This window comes from Polynucleobacter sp. AP-Feld-500C-C5 (genome assembly GCF_018882265.1).
Taxonomy (GTDB): domain Bacteria; phylum Pseudomonadota; class Gammaproteobacteria; order Burkholderiales; family Burkholderiaceae; genus Polynucleobacter.
Genome location: NZ_JACVOW010000025.1, coordinates 88,741 through 108,173 on the forward strand (window position 1 = coordinate 88,741; position 19,433 = coordinate 108,173).

The window sequence follows — 19,433 nt, forward strand, 5'->3', positions numbered from 1 at the left end:
GCCATGCTGCAAAACATCATTCCGCCTCGACTCAAGAGCGTATTAACAAAACGTCCTCCAGGTTTAGGTGGCGAGTGGCGTAAGCGCGCCCTGATTCTGCTAGGTTTTGTGATGGCGCTTTTTCTACTCGGCCATCTTGGTGTGCGCTATGTGCTTTGGCCTCAAATTGAAAAATCCAAGGCATCAGTTGAAAAGCTCATTAGTAGTCGCGTCGGCGTCAATGTCTCGATCGATGATCTCCGAGTTTCTTGGACGGGGATCAGACCTTCCTTTGAGATGGATGGTTTGCGCTTCAGCAGCCCCGATCATTCAAAATCATTATTGATGATCGAAAAGATTTATGGTGAACTGAGCTGGAAATCTTTTTATCACTTAGCGCCATATTTTCATGAAATTCATTTTGAAAGCGCGGAAATTTATGCGCAAAGAAACTCCAAGGGTGCAATCACGATTGCTGGAATTCCGATTGATAGCGGCACCAGCGATTACTCTGCAGAGAATTGGTTATTTTCACAAGACACTATTGAAGTTAGCAAAGTCAAACTCTTTTGGGATGATCAGCTCAACAAAAAATCACAAACCTCTATTGAAGTCTTAAACCTATCGCTTCAGAACGGTATTCGTAGACACGAGGGCTCCATCACCACAACTACCCCGTGGACCAAGGGGCCAACAGAAGTCAAAGTCGACTTCGTTCACCATCTAGGTGGGCAAGCAGGAAATTGGCACGACTGGATTGGCACAATCACTTGGAATCTTACTGACCTAAATCTGAAGCAGATATCTCAAGAGTTCAAACTCGGCCTCCATACCTTAGAAGGGGTGCTGAGCTCAAAAGGAAGTCTCAAGATTGATAACGCCCAACCTGATGGTGGTGAATTTTTTGTCGCGGTTGATGACCTAGTGGTGCAATCTTCAAAAAGCGAAGATGCTATTGCACTAGGAAGACTCGAAGCCAATCTTCTACAAGAAACCAATGATGGCTTAATCGCCATCTCGACCAAAACATTCACTTGGCGCGATATGGATAGCCCAAAATCTGCACCCTTGGAAAATCTGAGTCCGATGACGTTTCGCTGGCGGCCTCCAGGTGCGGATGGAGAAATTAAAGAATTTGAATTTTCATCGCCAAAGATTTCAGTCGAAGATGTCGCATTATTTGCACTCAATTTACCGCTCTCTAAAAAAGTTCATCAATGGATTAAGACTTCTCAGGCTGAAGGAGATTTGGAAGATCTAAATATTCGTTGGTCAGAAAGCAAATCCCCTTTATCCGCTCTCAATATTCCTGGTGGCTGGTTTAAATCTAATAAATTAGACTTCACCGTGAGCGCCAAACTCATCAACCTCAGTTTTACTGGTATCAATAAATCGATACCTTCTGTTTCCAATTTATCCGGCTTTGTTACTGGCAACCAAAAAGAGGGGAGTTTTTCCTTAGATTCAAGTGATCTTGGTCTAGAGATTTATGACTTTCTGGAAGACCCCAAAATTCATTTGGAGCGTGCTAGCGGACAAATCAATTGGTCAAAGCAAAAAGGACATTGGGTTATTAATACCAAAAAACTTACTTTAAGCAATCCAGAACTCATAACTAATCTGAGCCTGAACTATATCCTCGGCAATCCCAAAGAGGCTGACTTCATGACCATGGACATGGAGCTTGTCAAAGCCAATGCAAAAACTGCCTATCGCTATTTACCGCTTGGCATGGGTAAGGACGCTAGGGTATATCTCAGCAAAGCATTTGATGCAGGTGTCATTCAAAATGGGCAAGTGCATATCAAGGGGGATCCTAATCAAGTGCCCTTTCCCGATAAGCAACAGGGTGAGTTCAGCTTGACGCTTCCGATTGCAGGCGCAGCGTTTAGCCCAGTTCCGCTATTACCAAACAATCAAGGAACTTGGTCTACCTTCACGAATGTGAATGGTAGTGTCGCGATGACAAACTCAAACCTAACTGTGGACATTGCAAAAGCCAATTACAAACAAATTGCCTTGAATGCATTTCATGCAGAAATTCCCAATGTCAGTGCAAAACAACTAACACTCTCAGTCACTGGTAAAGCAACCGGTGAAGCGCAACAGATGCTAGAGTATTTTTATGCTTCTCCTGTTAGCAAAAGACAAGCCAAAATGGAACAAAATCTCCGCGTCAGTGGTCCAGTAGATATAGGTCTTGGTATCAAGGTTCCACTCTCTAATTCTGCCGATACTAATGTTGATCTCAAATTAACACTACCAGGCAATAAAGCGGAATGGGCTGGTATTCCACCTTTTGAAAACCTCAAGGGCAGTATTCGTATCACCGAAATCAATCCTGAATTTGAAGATGTGTCAGCTAATTTCTTGGGTGGATCCATCAAAATTAGCAGCACTGATCAAAGTAGCAATAAGCAAAACTTCAAAATTGCTGGCGACATTCAAGCAAATTTTATAAAAGAATATTTTGCAAAATCTGCTCGTTCAGAGCTTAGCTCAATACTGAATGCCATGAATGGCTCAATTAAATATGACGGCGCTCTCAGCTTTAATAAACAAGGTAGTGACTCTAATATCCACTTTGATCTTCGGAACTGGTCCATGAATTTACCAGCACCAATTAGGAAATTAGCGGGCACCCCCATGGCTGGCGATATCAACGTTAAAACTTTCGCCAATGACAAAACAAATCCTAATCGACTGAGCTGGTCTGGAAAGATTGGCGATCTCTACTCCATTCAAGGAACACTTGGTCGTGATGACGAATTGCGTTACAGCCTGGGAATTGGCGCAGCGCCGAATCTACCTCAACAAGGGTTTAACTTAAATCTCGTTAGCAATGAACTCAATCTTGATGCCTGGCAAGATTTCTTGGGGGGTAAGAAGGGGTCGCGTAGTCAAGAAGCAGAAATGAGTTCAAGCTTTCAAGTCACAGCGCAAGTTAAAAAACTGACCTTATTTGAACGTCTCTGGCAGGATGTGAATGTCCTTGCAAACAATAAGAAGAATGTTTGGGATATACGTCTTGGATCACAACAGGTTACTGGACAAATTCAGTACTATGAATCCGACAAGACTCATACTAGCGGCCTTGTTAGTGGGCGTTTTGCAAAGCTCAAAATCGCCGAGTCAATTCCACAGCCCCCTGCAAAAGCAAATGCTCCTGTCAAAAAGGCACTGAGTCCTGAATCCATTCCCAGTTTAGATATCAGTATCGATGACTTATCTTGGATGAAAGCCCAGCTTGGTCAAGTCAAAATCAAAACCAAAACAAGTGACAACACTCTAAAAATTGATTCCATCCAGTCCAACAATCCCCAGGGCTCAAGCACCATCAACGGCCAATGGAATGGCAACACGAAAAATACCATGAATCACAGCGTTCTCAGTATCGATATGAACGTAAAAGATGCTGGCCAAATTATTGCGCATTGGACCCCTCAAAAATCGATTGAAGGCGGACAAGGAAAAGTTACTGCCAATATGGAATGGGATGGTTCACCCTTCAGCCCGAAATTCGAAACACTTTCTGGCAAGGTAGGCATTAATCTTGAAAAGGGTCGATTGTTAGAGGTAAATACTAGCGGCGCCAAAATATTAGACGTACTTAGTCTGCAAAGTTTATTCCGCTTTGCTACGCTCGACCTGCAAGGTAGTCTTGGTAACATTGTGACCAAGGGGACACCCTTTAACTCGATTAACAGTAACTTCGATATCAGCAATGGTGTTGCACAAACTCAGCAATTCAATATGAATTTAGACCAAGCTCGTGTGGCGATGAGCGGTCAAATTAATATTCCAAAACAAACGCAAGATCTGCGGATCACAATCTTCCCAACGATTGATGCCACAGCTGGCTCACTGGCTGCTTTTGCAATCAACCCCATTGTTGGCTTAGGCGCTCTCGTTGGGCAATATCTCCTCACGAGCCAGATCAACCGTAGCCTGCAATCAGATTACTTAGTCCAAGGATCTTGGGATGACCCTGAAGTCATCCCCTTAGATCAAAAGGGTCAACCCATCGACACCAAAACACTCAATTCCATTCGCAGCAAAGAATTGTTGAAAGAGCAGAGTAAACCGAACTCTAATGCCAACCCAAACTCCCCACCCCAAAATAATTTGGGCAATCCTACTAAATCCTCCAATTAGATTCTTATGAGCACCTCAACGACACTGAAGATCGCATCTATTCAGATGGTCTCTTCTCCAGATCTTCAAGAAAATCTCAATACTGCGGGCAGGCTCATTAGCGCAGCTACCCAAGATGGCGCACAACTCATCGTACTTCCGGAATACTTTTGCATGATGGGCCTGAAAGACACTGACAAAGTACGTGTTCGAGAGACTTTTGGTAGCGGCCCTATTCAAGAGCAGCTTGCCAGCTTTGCCAAAGACAATCAAATTTATCTTGTTGCAGGCACAATCCCACTGGAGTCCAAAGACCCAGGCAAGGTACTCAATACGATGCTCGCATTTGATACGGCAGGCCAACATATCGGACGCTACGACAAAATTCATTTATTTGGTTTTCAAACCAAAACCGAGCGCTATCAAGAATCCGAAACAATTGAAGCTGGTATTACGCCAGGGATTCTCAAAATCACTCACAATCAGCAAGATTGGTCTTTTGGGCTGAGCATTTGTTATGACTTGCGATTTCCCGAACTATATCGAGCAATGGGTGCTGTTGATTGCCACATCATTCCTGCAGCCTTTACTTACACTACCGGTAAAGATCACTGGGAGATTCTCTTGCGCGCTCGCGCCATTGAAAATCAATGCTATGTTTTAGCTTCGGCACAAGGCGGTATTCATCTCAATCAACGACGCACATGGGGTCACAGCATGCTGATTGACCCTTGGGGCGCCGTATTAGCCGACCTGCCCGAAGGAGAAGGCTTTATCTCAGGGGTTTTAAGCAAAGAAAAATTAAACGAGGTACGCTCTCAGTTACCAGCTCTTGCGCACCGCAAGCTTTAAAGAAAGATCTGCCGAATCACATGAATGCACCCGAAGCACTATTTCCAGCCAATTGGACAAAAACCAAAAAGCAGGCAGACCTCATCAAAGTAGCAAAATCCATCTTGCTTGAGCCAACCGGTTTATCAGAGCAAGATCTACATCGCACCTTTGGCAATATGTTTTCTCATCGGCTAGACGATGCTGACCTCTATTTTCAACATACTCGCAGTGAAAGCTGGAGCCTTGAAGAAGGAATTGTGAAGTCTGGCAGCTTCAACATTGACCAAGGTGTTGGGGTACGCGCTATCTATGGTGATAAAACTGCTTTTGCCTATTCTGATGAAATCAATTTAGAGGCTTTAAGCAAAGCCGCAAAAGCGACCCGCGTGATTGGCCCAGAGGGTGGCAAACAAGCGGTGGTAAGTAAGTTATTCAACCCCCTGTCAAATAAGCTGTATTCCGATCTGAATCCCCTTGATTCATTACAACCTAAAGAAAAAATTGCTTTGCTCGAAAGCATTGAGCGTCGTGCCAAAGCTCGCGACCCTCGCATCATTCAAGTCATGGCTAGCCTTGCTGGTGAATTTGATGTCGTCTTAGTTGCAAGAGCGGATGGATTACTTGCAGCCGATATTCGCCCGCTAGTGCGTGTCTCTGTTCATGTCATTGCGGAACAAAATGGCCGACGTGAATCTGGCTCTTCGGGTGGTGGCGCTCGCCATGACTACCTCTACTTTAATACTGAGTTGATCAATCGTTATGTTGATGAGGCGGTCGATGGGGCGCTAGTCAATTTAGAATCGCGCCCTGCACCAGCTGGCCCAATGACAGTCGTTATGGGTCCAGGCTGGCCGGGCGTACTCTTACATGAAGCAGTAGGTCACGGTCTTGAGGGTGACTTTAATCGCAAGGGCTCCTCTGCATTTGCAGGACGCATTGGTCAACGCGTTGCAGCCAAGGGTGTCACTGTAGTGGATGATGGAACATTATCTGGGCGTAGAGGTTCTCTCAATATTGATGATGAAGGTACTCCGACGCAGTGCACTACATTGATTGAAGACGGTATTTTGAAGGCTTACATTCAGGATAGTCTCAATGCACGACTCATGAATATGCCCTTAACAGGTAATGGGCGCCGCGAAAGTTTTGCTTCCTTGCCCATGCCGCGCATGACGAATACCTATATGTTGGCCGGCAAAGATGATCCCCAAGAAATTGTGGCCAGCATTAAGCGAGGCCTATATGCAGTCAATTTTGGCGGTGGCCAAGTAGATATCACCAGCGGTAAATTTGTATTTTCAGCTTCAGAAGCCTACTGGGTAGAGAATGGAAAAATTCAATATCCCGTGAAAGGCGCCACTATCATCGGTAGCGGGCCAGAGTCCTTAAAACAGGTCTCCATGATCGGTAATGACCTCAAATTAGATGGCGGCGTTGGGGTTTGTGGCAAAGAAGGTCAAAGTGTGCCAGTTGGGGTTGGACAGCCCACTTTAAGAATCGACAGCCTGACTGTTGGTGGCACTGCCTGATATTGGCAAATTACGGCTTAAAATAGCCGGATGAGCCAACAAAATACTAATCCCGCTAATTGGTACTCCGCCGTTGATAAAACGTCGGATACCGACGATCAACGCATTGATAACATCTCTGTTCTGCCACCTCCAGAACATCTGATTCGTTTTTTTCCGATCTCCGGAACGCCGACTGAAGCATTAATCAGTAAAACTCGGAAAAAGATTCGCGACATTATTCACGGTAAAGATGATCGCTTACTCGTCATCATTGGGCCTTGCTCGATTCATGATCCAAGAGCAGCATTGGAATATTGCCAACGACTCTTAGCCGAGCGTGAACGCTTTGCTGGTGAATTAGAAATCGTGATGCGGGTCTATTTTGAAAAACCTCGCACTACTGTTGGCTGGAAGGGTTTAATTAATGATCCTTACCTCGATGAGTCCTATCGCATTGAAGAAGGTCTCCGCCTTGCTCGCCAAGTACTCATGGAAATCAATCGTCTTGGCATGCCTGCTGGCAGCGAATTCTTGGATGTGATTTCTCCGCAATACATTGCTGACCTCATTTCTTGGGGCGCTATTGGTGCGCGCACAACCGAGAGCCAAGTACATCGTGAGCTCGCTTCCGGTTTGTCTGCACCCATTGGATTTAAAAATGGCACCGATGGCAACATCAAAATTGCAACGGATGCGATTCAAGCGGCAGGTCGTCCACACCACTTCTTGTCAGTCCACAAGAACGGTCAAGTCTCTGTTGTGGAAACCAAGGGCAATAAAGATTGCCACGTTATTTTGCGCGGCGGTAAAGAGCCTAATTATGAAGAAAAATATGTTCAGGCAGCCTGCTCTGAGCTAGCAGCTGGCAAGCTTCGCGGTAGTTTGATGGTTGATCTGTCTCATGCCAATTCCAGTAAACAGCATGAGCGTCAAATCCTAGTGGCAGATGACGTTGCCAAGCAAATTGAAGCTGGTTCTCATCAAGTTTTTGGTGTGATGATTGAAAGTCATCTCAACGATGGTGCTCAGAAATTTACCCCAGGAAAAGATGATCCTAGCAAGCTGGAATACGGCAAGAGTATTACGGATGCCTGTATTAATTGGGATGATTCAGTTCAAGTACTAGAGCGTCTTGCTGCGGCCGTCAAAAAACGCAGAAGTAAGAAAAAGTAATGCTTTAAAAATAATTAGAGCAAGTGAAAGAGGCTAATTTACTTAGTCTCTTTTTTTTCGTGCTTCCACAATACATCGGTACCGCCCGCAGCTCTATTGAGAATGCGTGCGATGACAAACAAAAGATCTGATAAACGATTGACGTACTGTCGTGGCGCGTCATACAAAGGCTCTTCCCAACCTAAACGTACAATCGAGCGCTCTGCTCTTCTGCATACCGTGCGGCATACATGAGCTTGTGCAGCAGCTCGAGTACCACCCGGCAGAATAAATTCTGTTAGCGGAGGTAATTGCTGGTTGTATTTCTCTAGCCAGATATCCAATTGAGCTACGTGCTCCGGATTGAGTAACTTGTAGTTCGGAATGCAGAGTTCGCCGCCTAAATCAAACAAATCATGCTGTATTTGTAAAAAGAGGGGTTTTAACTCATTGGCAATGCTTTCTGGGATCTCTTCGGTCATCAAAACACCGATTTCGGAGTTGAGCTCATCGACATCACCCATAGCGCAAATGCGTAAATGATCCTTTTCAACGCGACTGCCGTCTCCAAGGCCAGTCATGCCAGCATCGCCCGTTCTAGTGGCGATTTTTGATAGTCGATTTCCCATGAGCTTAATTATAGGTAAATGGCTAAAATGGTTGTCATGAATATGGTGACCCCGCCCCCCGATCTTGCTGCGATTAGCGTCCTTCAGTCCAAACTGGTTTCGGCTCTACGCCCAATCCTCCCAGAACATGCCCTCCTTTGGGAGCCTGAAGACACCATTCCCTATGAATGTGATGGTTTAGCAGCCTATCGGCGTATGCCCTTAGCTGTTGCCCTTCCAGAAACGAAAGCGCAAGTAGCCCAAATTCTGAAGATTTGCTCTGAGATGCAAATCCCAGTAGTACCTCGAGGATCTGGTACCGGTCTGTCTGGCGGAGCCATGCCGCTTTCTCAAGGTCTTGTACTTTCGCTAGCGAAGCTCAAAAAGATCATCAGCATCGATCCATTTACTCGAACTGCAGTGGTTCAGCCGGGCGTTCGTAATTTGGCAATCTCAGAAGCAGTAAGTCATTTAGGTTTGTATTACGCTCCAGATCCGTCATCTCAAATTGCTTGTTCAATTGGAGGCAATGTCAATGAGAACTCTGGGGGAGTGCACTGCCTTAAATATGGCTTGACTCTTCATAACGTCTTGCGTGTTCGTGGCGTACTCATGAATGGCGAGATCGTAGAGTTCGGTAGCTTGGCTCCAGATTCTCCTGGCTTAGATTTACTCGCGATTGTTCTGGGCAGTGAAGGCATGCTAGCGGTTGTCACGGAAGTCACTGTGAAGTTAGTTGCTAAACCAAAACTAGCCCGCGTGATCATGGCTAGCTTTGACGATATTGAAAAAGGTGGCAATGCTGTTGCGGCAATCATCGCTGCCGGCATTATTCCTGCCGGTCTTGAGATGATGGACAAAGCCACCACTCGTGCAGTAGAAGAATTTGTGCATGCAGGCTATGACCTAGAGGCTGCAGCCATTTTGCTTTGCGAATCTGATGGCACGCCTGAAGAAGTCGCCGAAGAAATTGAACGCATGACTAAAGTGCTTGAGCAATCCGGTGCTAGTGGTATTAGGATCTCCAAAGATGAGACTGAACGCTTGAAGTTTTGGAGTGGTCGCAAGAACGCCTTTCCCGCTGCTGGTCGCATTGCTGCTGACTACTACTGTATGGATGGCACGATTCCGCGTCGTCACATTGCAACCTTGCTAAAGCGTATTCAAGGCATGGAAGCCAAATACGGTCTTGGCTGCTTAAACGTATTTCATGCGGGTGACGGCAATATGCACCCTCTCATTTTGTTTAATGGTGCAGATGAAGAAGAGTGGCATCGCGCAGAAGAATTCGGCACCGAAATATTAGAAGCTTGTGTTGAGCTCGGTGGCACAATTACAGGCGAACATGGTGTGGGCATTGAAAAAATTAATTCAATGTGCGTGCAGTTTGGCGAAGGTGAGCGCGAATCTTTCTGGGGTGTCAAAGCAGCATTTGATCCTGAAAAACTTCTGAATCCTGATAAGGGCATCCCAACACTGAGTCGCTGCGCTGAATATGGCCGCATGCGCATTAGTGGAGGCAAACTACCGCATCCAGAACTGGAGCGCTTTTAATGATCAGCTCCAACAGCCAGATTGAAGCATTCCGCGAACAAGTCCTGAACGCAGCAAAAAATAAAGCGCAACTCTCCATTGAGGGCGGCGGTTCGAAAGCTTGGTACGGAAACCCAAATCAATTTACAAAATTAAATACGCGCAGCTATTCCGGTATTTTGGAATATCAGCCTGAAGAGTTGGTGATTACCGCTTGCGCTGGTACCCCTCTGCAAGAAATTGAAGCAGCTCTCGAGAAAAAAAATCAGGTACTCGCCTTTGAGCCACCTCACTTTGGTGAGCATGCTACTTTTGGCGGTGCGATTGCTGCAGGGCTCGCTGGTCCTGGTCGCATCAGCGCCGGTAATTTCCGCGACTTTGTTTTAGGCGCCCGCATTCTAGATGGCAAGGGGCAAGATCTTTCCTTCGGCGGCAAAGTGATGAAGAATGTTGCCGGGTATGACATTTCTCGTTTGCTACCTGGATCTATGGGTACATTTTCTTTATTACTAGAAGCGTCAGTTAAGGTATTGCCAAAACCTGCTGCAACAGCAACACTACGTTGCCAAATCCCTCAAGAGAAAGCGTTGAAAGTTTTAAATGAGTGGGCAGGACAACCTTTTCCTCTCTCAGCTAGCTGCTGGATTGGGAATAGCAAAGATGGAGATGGCGAACTGACGATTCGCCTAGCAGGCGCTGCAGCAGCAGTGAAAGCTGCCATTCCTTTAATGAGCTCTCTAGTGCTTGCCAAGGAAATGGATCCTGAAACAGCTGAGCTTTTTTGGAAAGATTTGCGTGAGCAAAAACTTACATCATTTACCAATCTTGGCGCAGACCAAACTCTCTATCGCTTAGCGCTTCCAGCAGCCTGTGGCCCACTTGCACTACCCAACTCCAGCGATGATCTCGTGCTGGAGTGGCATGGGCAGCAACGCTGGATGAAAGCTGCTGGTGATGAAGCTACATTTGCCTCTATTAAGCAATTAGTCAACAGTCATGGTGGTCATGCAACGCGCTTCAGGCAGGGTAGCAAGGTTAATCCCTCTTTTGAGCGCTTCACCTTGCTGAGCGAGCAAGCATACTCTAAAGCTCTTGAAGCAGTACAAGCACGCCTGAGATCTGCATTTGATCCAGCTGGTGTATTTGCCACTAACCGTCTTCCATAAGTATTGCTATGTACACTCAACTTGCCCCTCAATTTGCCAATACACCAGAAGGTATAGAGGCAGCGCGCATTCTTGGTAATTGTGTTCACTGTGGTTTTTGTACTGCCACTTGCCCAACCTATCAAATACTGGGTGACGAACTCGATGGTCCTCGCGGTCGCATCTACCTCATCAAGCAAATGGCTGAAGGGCAAGAGCCGACTGAAAAGACCCGCTTACATTTGGATCGCTGCTTAACATGCCGTAACTGCGAAAGCACTTGTCCTAGTGGCGTGCAATATGGCAACTTGGTAGATATTGGTCGTAAATGGGCAGAAGAAAATACTCCCGAGCGCCCCCTTGGCGAGCGCCTTACTCGTTGGGCTCTCAAGGAAGGCTTAACCAAGCCAGCCTTGTTTAATTCCGCGATGGCATTAGGTCGTTTAGTACGCCCCCTCATGCCAAGTAGCGTCAAACGCAAGATTCCACTCGCTAAAAATAAAGCCTTAGATCAAACAACTGATCCTTATGCAAGACCCAGCACACAACATACGCGCAAGATGCTGATTCTGGAGGGATGCGTTCAACCTGGCATGCTACCCAACATCAATTCAGCAACAGCAAGAGTATTAGATGCACTCAAGATTCAACTCATCAGCGCTCCCAATGCAACTTGTTGTGGTGCGCTGCGCTATCACCTAAATGATCAATCAGGTGGACTAGAGAATGCCAAGCAAAATATTGATGCTTGGTGGCCCCTCGTTGAGCAAGGCGTTGAAGCTATTGTGATGACTGCATCTGGATGTGGTGTGATGGTCAAAGATTATGGCCATCTCTTGGTGAACGATTCTTTATACGCTACCAAGGCAAAAAAGATTTCTGAGTTAACTAAAGATATTGCGGAGATTTTGCCCTCGTTACAAAATGAGCTAGTTCAACTCATTGGCTCGGATCAAAAACCAGGCGTGGTCTATCACCCGCCTTGCACCTTGCAGCATGGCCAACAAATACGTGGCAAAGTTGAAGGCCTGCTTTCTGGCTTGGGAATTGGTGTACGCTTGTGTAGTGACAGTCACCTTTGCTGTGGCTCGGCTGGAACCTACTCAGTCACTCAGCCAGAGCTCTCAGAACAATTACGCAAGAATAAATTGACCCACCTAAATGCAGCCTGTGAGGAGTCAGGAGCTAATGTGATTGTCTCCGGAAATATTGGGTGCATTGCCCATCTCCAACAAGAAGACACACCAGTACTTCACTGGATTGAGATCGTAGATCAACTGATTAGCAAATCATCTAAGGCCCGATGAATTCAATTGTGGTTAATCTCATGCAGGTTCGGCAGCGCATTGAACTTGCAGCCCTAGCTGCAAAACGTGAGCCTGAAGAGATTGAACTCTTGGCAGTTAGCAAAACCTTTCCAGCATCTGCTATTGAAGAAGCGATGCATGCAGGTCAATCGGCTTTTGGTGAAAATTATGTCCAAGAAGGCGTTGAAAAAATTATCCAGCTTGAAAAGCTACGTCCTTGGCTGGTGTGGCATTTTATTGGGCCACTCCAAAGTAATAAAACTAGGGAGGTCGCTGAGCATTTTGACTGGGTGCATAGCGTGGATCGACTCAAAATTGCAGAACGCCTATCAGCGCAACGAGCAGAGTTTCTTCACTTGGCAGAATTACAAGTTTGCGTACAGGTCAATGTCAGCGAAGAAGATAGTAAAAGTGGTGTTCCGCTTGCAGATGCACAGGCTCTTTGCGACGCCATCAGCAAATTACCGAACGTGATCCTGAGAGGCTTAATGGCCATCCCAGCACCCAACCCAGACCCCAAGATTCAGCGGGAGGCATTTGCTGCCGTCCGCGCTTGTTTTCAAAGTATTCAAGCGAGTCATTTGGTTGATCCAGGCTATCAATTCTTCGACACCTTATCCATGGGGATGTCCGATGATTTAGAGGCAGCCATAGCCGAAGGCAGCACCATGGTTCGTATTGGAACTGCTATTTTTGGGAAGCGCGATAAGATTAGCAAATGAGCCTACAAAAGAACCTGCAAAAGAATAGCAATGCACACATCACCTTTATTGGTGGTGGCAATATGGGTCGCGCCTTAATTAGCGGTCTACTGGCAAATGGGTTTGAATCTAAGCAAATTTCAGTGGTTGAAGCAAATGCAAGCACTGCCTTAAAACTATATGAAGATTTTGGTATTCAAGGTATCGATACCCTGGAACAAATTGCATTTGATTTTTCAAAAAATAATGTAGTGGTTATGGCCATCAAGCCACAAGACTTTAATGTCGTTGCCAAAAACTTAGCCTCCAAACTCAAACATGCCAGCGCACCTGGCCCACTGATTCTGAGTATTGCTGCAGGCATTCGACTCAAAGATATAAGTCGCTGGCTCGACCATACGCGTTGCGTGCGCGCTATGCCCAACACGCCTGCTCTGATTGGTAAAGGCATCACAGGTTTATTTGCAGATGCTGCAGTCAATGAATCTGATCGCGACCTAGCAGAAACGATTTGTAATGCTGTTGGTCAAGCGGTTTGGGTTTCTGAAGAAAAATTAATGGATGCCGTAACAGCAGTCTCTGGTAGCGGCCCTGCTTATGTGTTTGCATTTTTAGAAGCCATGCAATCCGCTGGTGAAAAGCTGGGGCTTGACGCACAAACTGCTCGTCAATTAGCTTATGCGACCCTCGAAGGCGCTACCCAGCTAGCGCACAACTCTGATGAGCATGCTGGCATCTTACGTGAACGCGTCACCTCCAAAGGCGGCACAACCGCTGCTGCACTTGAGGTCATGCAGCAGCATGGCTGGCATGAGATCTTGGAAAAAGCAATTGATGCAGCTAGTCAGCGTGGCAAAACGATGGGTGATGAATTAGGTAAAAACTAGCTTAGTGAATACCGAGTCCCAACACAATTCCCAAAAATAAAAATCCGCCCAACCAATTGTTGTGACGGAAAGCCAAAAAACATTGTTCTCGCCCTCTAGTAGAGATGAGTTTAAGGTGATATATCGAGCAACCTAAAGCTATGAACCAGCCGACTAAAAAATAATTGCTTAAGTCCGCTAGTTGCGCCACCCAAAGTTGACTTACAAACAAGATGCCATAACTTACAGCGATTGCTAGCACGTCACACTTTCCGAAAGTAATCGCCGAAGTTCTCAGACCTAAACGCAGGTCATCATCTCGATCGACCATTGCGTATGCCGTGTCATAGGCAATGGCCCAAAAAATATTCCCCACAAACAAGACCCACGCTTCCAAAGGAATGAAATCCAAAATCGCTGCATAAGCCATGGGAATCCCAAAACCAAATGCAATCCCTAGCACAGCCTGCGGCATGGCAAAGAAGCGTTTGGTGAATGGATAAACAAAGGCTACCAATAAGGCGAGTACTGAAAGTTGCTTAGTAAAAGTATTGAGGGGTTGAATCAGCAAAAAAGCAATTAGGGCCAAGCTAGCCGCTACAGCAACTGCTTCTTTCCCAGAAATTTTTCCACTAGTGACAGGACGCCCTTTCGTTCTCTCAACATGACGATCAAAATCACGATCTGCATAATCGTTGATGGCGCACCCCGCACTACGCATCAGAAACGTACCGACTATAAAAATAAACAAAATGGTCAAATCCGGAATGCCCGAGCTTGCCAACCACAGCGCCCATAAAGTGGGCCATAAGAGCAAGAGCGTACCAATCGGCTTATCTAGGCGGATTAAGTAGGCGTAAGCTTTCAGACGTTCAGTGAGTGGCATAGCCAGAATTATGCCTTCAGAAACTCTGCTCGAGAGCCTAGCCAACGCTCTAAATGACGCTCAACGATATCAGCATGGTCCGCCAGTAAACGTTCTGCTGCCTGCTGAGCCAACTCAATCAGCCAAGCATCCCGTTGCAAGTCTACAAAGCGCAACATGGCATCACCAGATTGCTTTGCACCCAATAGCTCACCAGGACCCCGAAGGGATAAGTCGCGCTCGGCAATCACAAAACCATCAGAGATCTCGCGTAGAGTTTGTAGGCGCTCTTTAGCTGCTAAAGACAAAGGTTCTGCATACATCAAAATACATACTGAATCCGCAGAACCTCGGCCTACGCGCCCGCGCAACTGATGAATCTGGGCATAACCAAATCGTTCAGCGTGCTCAATTACCATTAAGGCCGCATTAGGAACATCAACACCCACTTCAATAACGGTGGTAGCTACTAGTAATTGGATTTCATTGGCTTTAAATGCTGCCATCACTGCTGCTTTTTCTTCTGCCTTTAAACGTCCGTGTACTAGGCCGACTTTAAATTCTGGCAAGGCCTGAGTGAGCTGCTCAAAACTTTCCACAGCTGTTTGTAATTGCAAAGCTTCTGATTCTTCAATTAAGGGGCAAACCCAATAAGCTTGCAAACCTTTAGAGAGCCAGCTTTGTAGACCACCAATCACTTCATCACGACGGGTAGCCTTCACAACTTTGGTAGTAATTGGCTTACGCCCTGGCGGCAACTCATCAATTACGGATACATCTAAATCAGCGTAATAGGTCATTGCTAAAGTACGAGGAATGGGTGTGGCAGACATCATCAACTGATGGCAGTAAAATAATTCAGAGCCTACCCGTTGCTGAATTTCTAAACGCTGACGTACTCCAAAACGATGTTGCTCATCTATCACCGCTAAACCTAATTTAGCAAAACTCACATTCTCCTGAATCAGTGCATGCGTACCAATAATGAGTTGAGCGCTACCACTCTCAATCATTTCTTGCGCTAATCTTTTTTCTTTTGCTTTTAAGCTACCTGATAACCAGGCAACTTGAACTCCCAAAGGCTCAAACCACTCTTTCATCTTCAGATAATGTTGCTCAGCTAATATCTCAGTAGGCGCCATCACTGCTGCTTGATAGCCATGATCTATGACACGCGCTGCTGCTAAGGCGGCCACGACTGTCTTACCACTACCAACGTCGCCCTGAAGAAGGCGATTCATCGGAAATGATTTGGATAAGTCATGACCAATTTCGTCCCACACACGTGTTTGAGCAGTGGTTAATTCAAACGGCAAAGCCTTCAGCAATCCCACTTCAAGACTCTGAGCCTTTTCAGCTTGTTTAAAGCTCGGCGCATGACGCTCTTGACGAATGGCATGTGCACGCTTTAAAGAAATTTGTTGGGCAAGGAGTTCTTCAAACTGTACGCGGCGCCATGCAGAATGAGTCCGCTCTAGTAAAGCCTGTGTATCAGCATCTGCTGGTGGTTGATGCAAATAGGTAATTGCAGACTGTAAGTTAGGCCAATCGTTACTGGGCAGTAATTCAGCCATCAGTTTTTGAGGTAAGAACTCGGCCAAACTCTCATGCAAACTTGGATCACGTAATGCCTGAGTGACCGCCTTACGAATTGCAGCTTGCGATACGCCAGCGCTTGCTGGATAGACTGGCGTCAAGCTGGTCGGCAGCGGTGCATCTGCAGTGACCGCTCGCACAGTTGGATGCACTATCTCGGGACCTTGAAAGCCCTCGCGTACCTCTCCTCGCACACGAATATGAGCACCTACTGCCATTTGCTTTTGATGACTTGGATAAAAATTCAAAAACCGTAACTGCAAAGTTGCAGAGTCGTCTTCAATAGTGACAAGCATCTGCCGTCTAGGTCGAAAAAGGACTTGATTTCGAATCACTACGCCCTGAGTTTGTACCGAGTGAAAGCGCCCCTGAATCAAGCCTTCTTCGATAGTACATAACTCTGTCTCATCCTCATAACGGGATGGAAGATGCAAAGCAAGGGCCATTGGGCTGTCTAAACCCATTTTTTGGGGTGTGTTTGGCGCTGGCTTAGTGGTCATCGTTAAAATCCAATACCTGATGGTAATGCTATGCAACTCTCCGACTTCAATTACGAACTCCCAGCCGAACTAATCGCCCAACATCCCTTGGCGAATAGAACCGACAGCCGCCTGCTTGAGCTCAAGCTTGATGGGGGAAATCATGTCCATTTAATAGATCGTCAGTTTAAGGATATTCTTAGCCTATTTAAGCCAGGGGACTTATTAGTATTTAACGATACCAAGGTCATTCCAGCTCGACTACACGGCAAAAAAGAGACGGGAGGCAATGTCGAGCTCCTGATCGAGCGTATTAGCGGCGATAAACAAGCCTGGGTCCAGATCAGGGCATCCAAAGTTCCTAAGACTGGATCTATTGTTCATATTCATAACCAGGCTGGAGAGAGCTTTCCTGTTGAAATGATTGGCTACGATGGACGCTTTTATGAAGTTCGCTTTCCAGGGAATATATTTGGATTGCTTGAGCGTTTTGGTGAACTTCCCTTACCGCCTTATATTGAGCATCAACCCGACGGTGAGGATGTTCAGCGCTATCAAACTGTCCTTGCTAAAAATCCGGGCGCAGTTGCAGCGCCCACAGCAGGGCTGCACTTTGACAAAGATATTCTGCAGCAATTAAATGATCTGGGAATTGAGCAGGCTACAGTTACCTTACATGTTGGTGCTGGTACCTTTACCCCAGTTCGTGAAGAAGACCTCTCTAAACATAAGATGCACTATGAGTGGTTTTCCATTCCAGAGAAGACTTCACAAGCCATTGCAAAAACTAAGCGTCATGGTGGACGAGTCATTGCAGTTGGCACTACCAGCCTGCGCGCCCTAGAGAGCCAAGCTTTGAATGGTCAAAGCAGTGGTGAAACCAATTTATTTATTACCCCGGGTTTTCAATTTAGGGTCGTAGATTGTTTGCTAACTAACTTTCATCTGCCAAAATCTACCTTATTGATGTTGGTTAGCGCCTTTGCAGGTATGAATCATATTCGTGCTGCATACCAACACGCTATTCATCAGAAATATCGTTTCTTCAGTTATGGAGATGCCATGTTTCTGTGTCGACTTGAGAATATAAAGCCATGACCAAACCTGTTCACTTTAATATTTTGGCGCGCGACTCCCAAAGTCCTGCGCGTCTTGGTCAGCTTGACCTGCCCCATGGCAGTGTGCAAACCCCCATCTTTATGCCGGTCGGAACCTATGGCACTGTAAAGGCGATGACTCCGCGTGACCTCAATGAAGCCAAAGCACAAATCATTTTAGGAAATACTTTTCATCTTTGGTTGAGACCAGGTTTAGATGTCATCAAAAAACATGGTGGCTTGCATCGCTTCATGGCCTGGGATAAGCCCATCCTGACTGACTCAGGTGGCTTTCAAGTATTTAGCTTAGGCGCATTGCGCAAGATCTCTGAAGAAGGCGTGACCTTTGCCTCCCCAATTAATGGTGACAAGCTGTTTATGTCTCCAGAAGTTTCAATGGAGATTCAGGCGGTTTTAAATAGTGATATTGCGATGCAATTTGATGAATGCACACCTTATGAGATCAAGGGTCAGCCTACCTCTGAGAAAACAGCGCGTGCCTCACTCGAAATGTCACTGCGCTGGGGAGATCGCTCACTCAAACGTTTTAGAGAACTTAATACAGGTAATGGGCTCTTTGGGATCGTGCAAGGTGGCATGTTTGAAAATTTGCGGAAATTTTCTTTAGACGCTGTGAGTCAGCAAGGTTTTGATGGCATTGCCATTGGTGGTTTATCCGTTGGAGAGCCAAAGCCTGAGTTTGAAAGAATTCTCAATTTCACAGCACCCAAATTGCCGGAACACATGCCTCACTACCTCATGGGGGTAGGAACTCCTGAAGATCTCATCTTGGGAGTAAGCCTAGGAATTGATATGTTCGATTGCGTCATGCCTACTCGCAATGCTCGCAATGGCTGGCTATTCACGCGTTTTGGCGACCTTAAATTACGCAATTCTGGCTATAAGGACGATGATCGCCCGCTTGACCCCACATGCGCTTGCTATACCTGCCAAAACTTCACTCGCTCCTACTTAAATCATCTGCAAAAAGCGAATGAAATTTTAGGCTCACAGCTCAATACCATCCATAACCTCACTTATTACCTTCAACTGATGACCGAGGTCAGGGAAGCCCTCAGCAAGGATCGTTTTAGCGCCTATCGCGAGGAATTCCACGCCAATCGCCAGCGGGGCGTCGAGCCTGGGCAGGATTAATCACCCTAAGATGGGTATTGACCCCTTCAAATCACCTCTAAAGCCCCATACCGTTTAGAATTGCGGGTTTACGGCTTCTTTTAAGGCCTAAAAATAAAGCAGTTTCCAATTGGTAATTAACGGAGGTTTTGTATGTGGATTAGTAATGCTTTTGCTCAGGCTCCAGCCGCGGGCGCAGATGCGGGTGGCTTAATGAGCTTCCTTCCTTTGGTGTTGATGTTTGCAGTGTTGTACTTCATCATGATTCGCCCACAAATGAAGCGTCAAAAAGAAACCAAGGCAATGCTTGAGGCTCTAGCAGTTGGCGATGAAGTGCTCACTGTTGGCGGCATTTTTGGCAAAGTAACGGCGCTAAAGGATGATGCAGTCACTGTTGAGATTGCTACTGGCACACAAGTGCAATTGCAAAAAGGCGCTATCACCACAGTATTGCCTAAAGGCACTCTGAAGTCTGCTTAATACGTTTGTTTA

Annotated in this window: 15 protein-coding genes; 12 read left to right on the forward strand and 3 right to left on the reverse strand. The window is 46.2% G+C overall.

What is annotated here, in order from left to right; translation table 11 throughout:
- Positions 1–3 precede the first annotated feature (3 nt).
- The 4 genes from ICN21_RS10270 to ICN21_RS10285 are packed head-to-tail and all read left to right on the forward strand — an operon-like array spanning position 4 to position 7,631.
- A complete protein-coding gene (locus ICN21_RS10270) occupies positions 4–4,134 on the forward strand; it encodes a YhdP family protein (protein WP_216178347.1) in 4,131 nt (1,376 codons plus the stop codon).
- Positions 4,135–4,140: 6 nt separating this feature from the next.
- On the forward strand, positions 4,141–4,965 hold the full coding sequence (locus ICN21_RS10275) for a carbon-nitrogen hydrolase family protein (RefSeq protein WP_216178348.1): 825 nt from the start codon (positions 4,141–4,143) through the stop codon (positions 4,963–4,965).
- Between the two features lie 20 nt (positions 4,966–4,985).
- On the forward strand, positions 4,986–6,476 hold the full coding sequence (gene tldD, locus ICN21_RS10280) for a metalloprotease TldD (RefSeq protein WP_255534298.1): 1,491 nt from the start codon (positions 4,986–4,988) through the stop codon (positions 6,474–6,476).
- Between the two features lie 30 nt (positions 6,477–6,506).
- Positions 6,507–7,631, forward strand: a complete 1,125-nt coding sequence (locus ICN21_RS10285) for a 3-deoxy-7-phosphoheptulonate synthase (RefSeq protein ID WP_215318873.1) — start codon at positions 6,507–6,509, stop codon at positions 7,629–7,631.
- A gap of 38 nt (positions 7,632–7,669) precedes the next feature.
- On the opposite strand, the gene ICN21_RS10290 is transcribed toward ICN21_RS10285, so the two are convergent.
- Entirely contained in the window at positions 7,670–8,239 is a 570-nt protein-coding gene (locus ICN21_RS10290) for a cob(I)yrinic acid a,c-diamide adenosyltransferase (RefSeq protein WP_216178349.1), read from the reverse strand.
- 42 nt (positions 8,240–8,281) lie between these two features.
- Between ICN21_RS10290 and ICN21_RS10295 the strand changes: the two genes are divergently transcribed.
- Genes ICN21_RS10295 through proC form a run of 5 tightly spaced genes read left to right on the forward strand, consistent with a single transcriptional unit; the run spans position 8,282 to position 13,791 of the window.
- Positions 8,282–9,772, forward strand: coding sequence for an FAD-linked oxidase C-terminal domain-containing protein (locus ICN21_RS10295; RefSeq protein WP_216178379.1), 1,491 nt, complete (start codon positions 8,282–8,284; stop codon positions 9,770–9,772).
- Positions 9,772–10,917 (forward strand): glycolate oxidase subunit GlcE, encoded by a 1,146-nt coding sequence (gene glcE, locus ICN21_RS10300; protein WP_216178350.1) that lies wholly within the window; start codon positions 9,772–9,774, stop codon positions 10,915–10,917. Before ICN21_RS10295 ends, glcE begins: the two co-directional genes overlap by 1 nt.
- 8 nt (positions 10,918–10,925) lie before the next feature.
- Positions 10,926–12,203: a glycolate oxidase subunit GlcF gene (gene glcF / locus ICN21_RS10305; protein WP_216178351.1), complete on the forward strand. Its 1,278-nt coding sequence runs from the start codon at positions 10,926–10,928 to the stop codon at positions 12,201–12,203.
- On the forward strand, positions 12,200–12,925 hold the full coding sequence (locus tag ICN21_RS10310) for a YggS family pyridoxal phosphate-dependent enzyme (protein ID WP_216178352.1): 726 nt from the start codon (positions 12,200–12,202) through the stop codon (positions 12,923–12,925). The genes glcF and ICN21_RS10310 overlap by 4 nt, the downstream gene beginning before the upstream one ends.
- Positions 12,922–13,791, forward strand: coding sequence for a pyrroline-5-carboxylate reductase (gene proC / locus ICN21_RS10315; protein ID WP_216178353.1), 870 nt, complete (start codon positions 12,922–12,924; stop codon positions 13,789–13,791). Before ICN21_RS10310 ends, proC begins: the two co-directional genes overlap by 4 nt.
- A gap of 1 nt (position 13,792) precedes the next feature.
- On the opposite strand, the gene ubiA is transcribed toward proC, so the two are convergent.
- Positions 13,793–14,656 carry a 4-hydroxybenzoate octaprenyltransferase gene (gene ubiA, locus ICN21_RS10320; protein ID WP_216178354.1) on the reverse strand — a complete coding sequence of 288 codons (864 nt, stop codon included), beginning with the start codon at positions 14,654–14,656 and terminating at the stop codon, positions 13,793–13,795.
- Positions 14,657–14,664: 8 nt separating this feature from the next.
- Entirely contained in the window at positions 14,665–16,731 is a 2,067-nt protein-coding gene (recG, locus tag ICN21_RS10325; protein ID WP_216178355.1) for an ATP-dependent DNA helicase RecG, read from the reverse strand.
- Between the two features lie 30 nt (positions 16,732–16,761).
- Between recG and queA the strand changes: the two genes are divergently transcribed.
- The 3 genes from queA to yajC all read left to right on the forward strand — a co-directional run bounded on the left by queA (position 16,762) and on the right by yajC (position 19,421).
- Complete coding sequence (gene queA / locus ICN21_RS10330; protein WP_216178356.1) at positions 16,762–17,808, forward strand: tRNA preQ1(34) S-adenosylmethionine ribosyltransferase-isomerase QueA; 1,047 nt, start codon at positions 16,762–16,764, stop codon at positions 17,806–17,808.
- Positions 17,805–18,962 (forward strand): tRNA guanosine(34) transglycosylase Tgt, encoded by a 1,158-nt coding sequence (gene tgt / locus ICN21_RS10335; protein WP_216178357.1) that lies wholly within the window; start codon positions 17,805–17,807, stop codon positions 18,960–18,962. Before queA ends, tgt begins: the two co-directional genes overlap by 4 nt.
- 132 nt (positions 18,963–19,094) lie before the next feature.
- Complete coding sequence (gene yajC / locus ICN21_RS10340; RefSeq protein ID WP_216178358.1) at positions 19,095–19,421, forward strand: preprotein translocase subunit YajC; 327 nt, start codon at positions 19,095–19,097, stop codon at positions 19,419–19,421.
- Positions 19,422–19,433 lie beyond the last annotated feature (12 nt).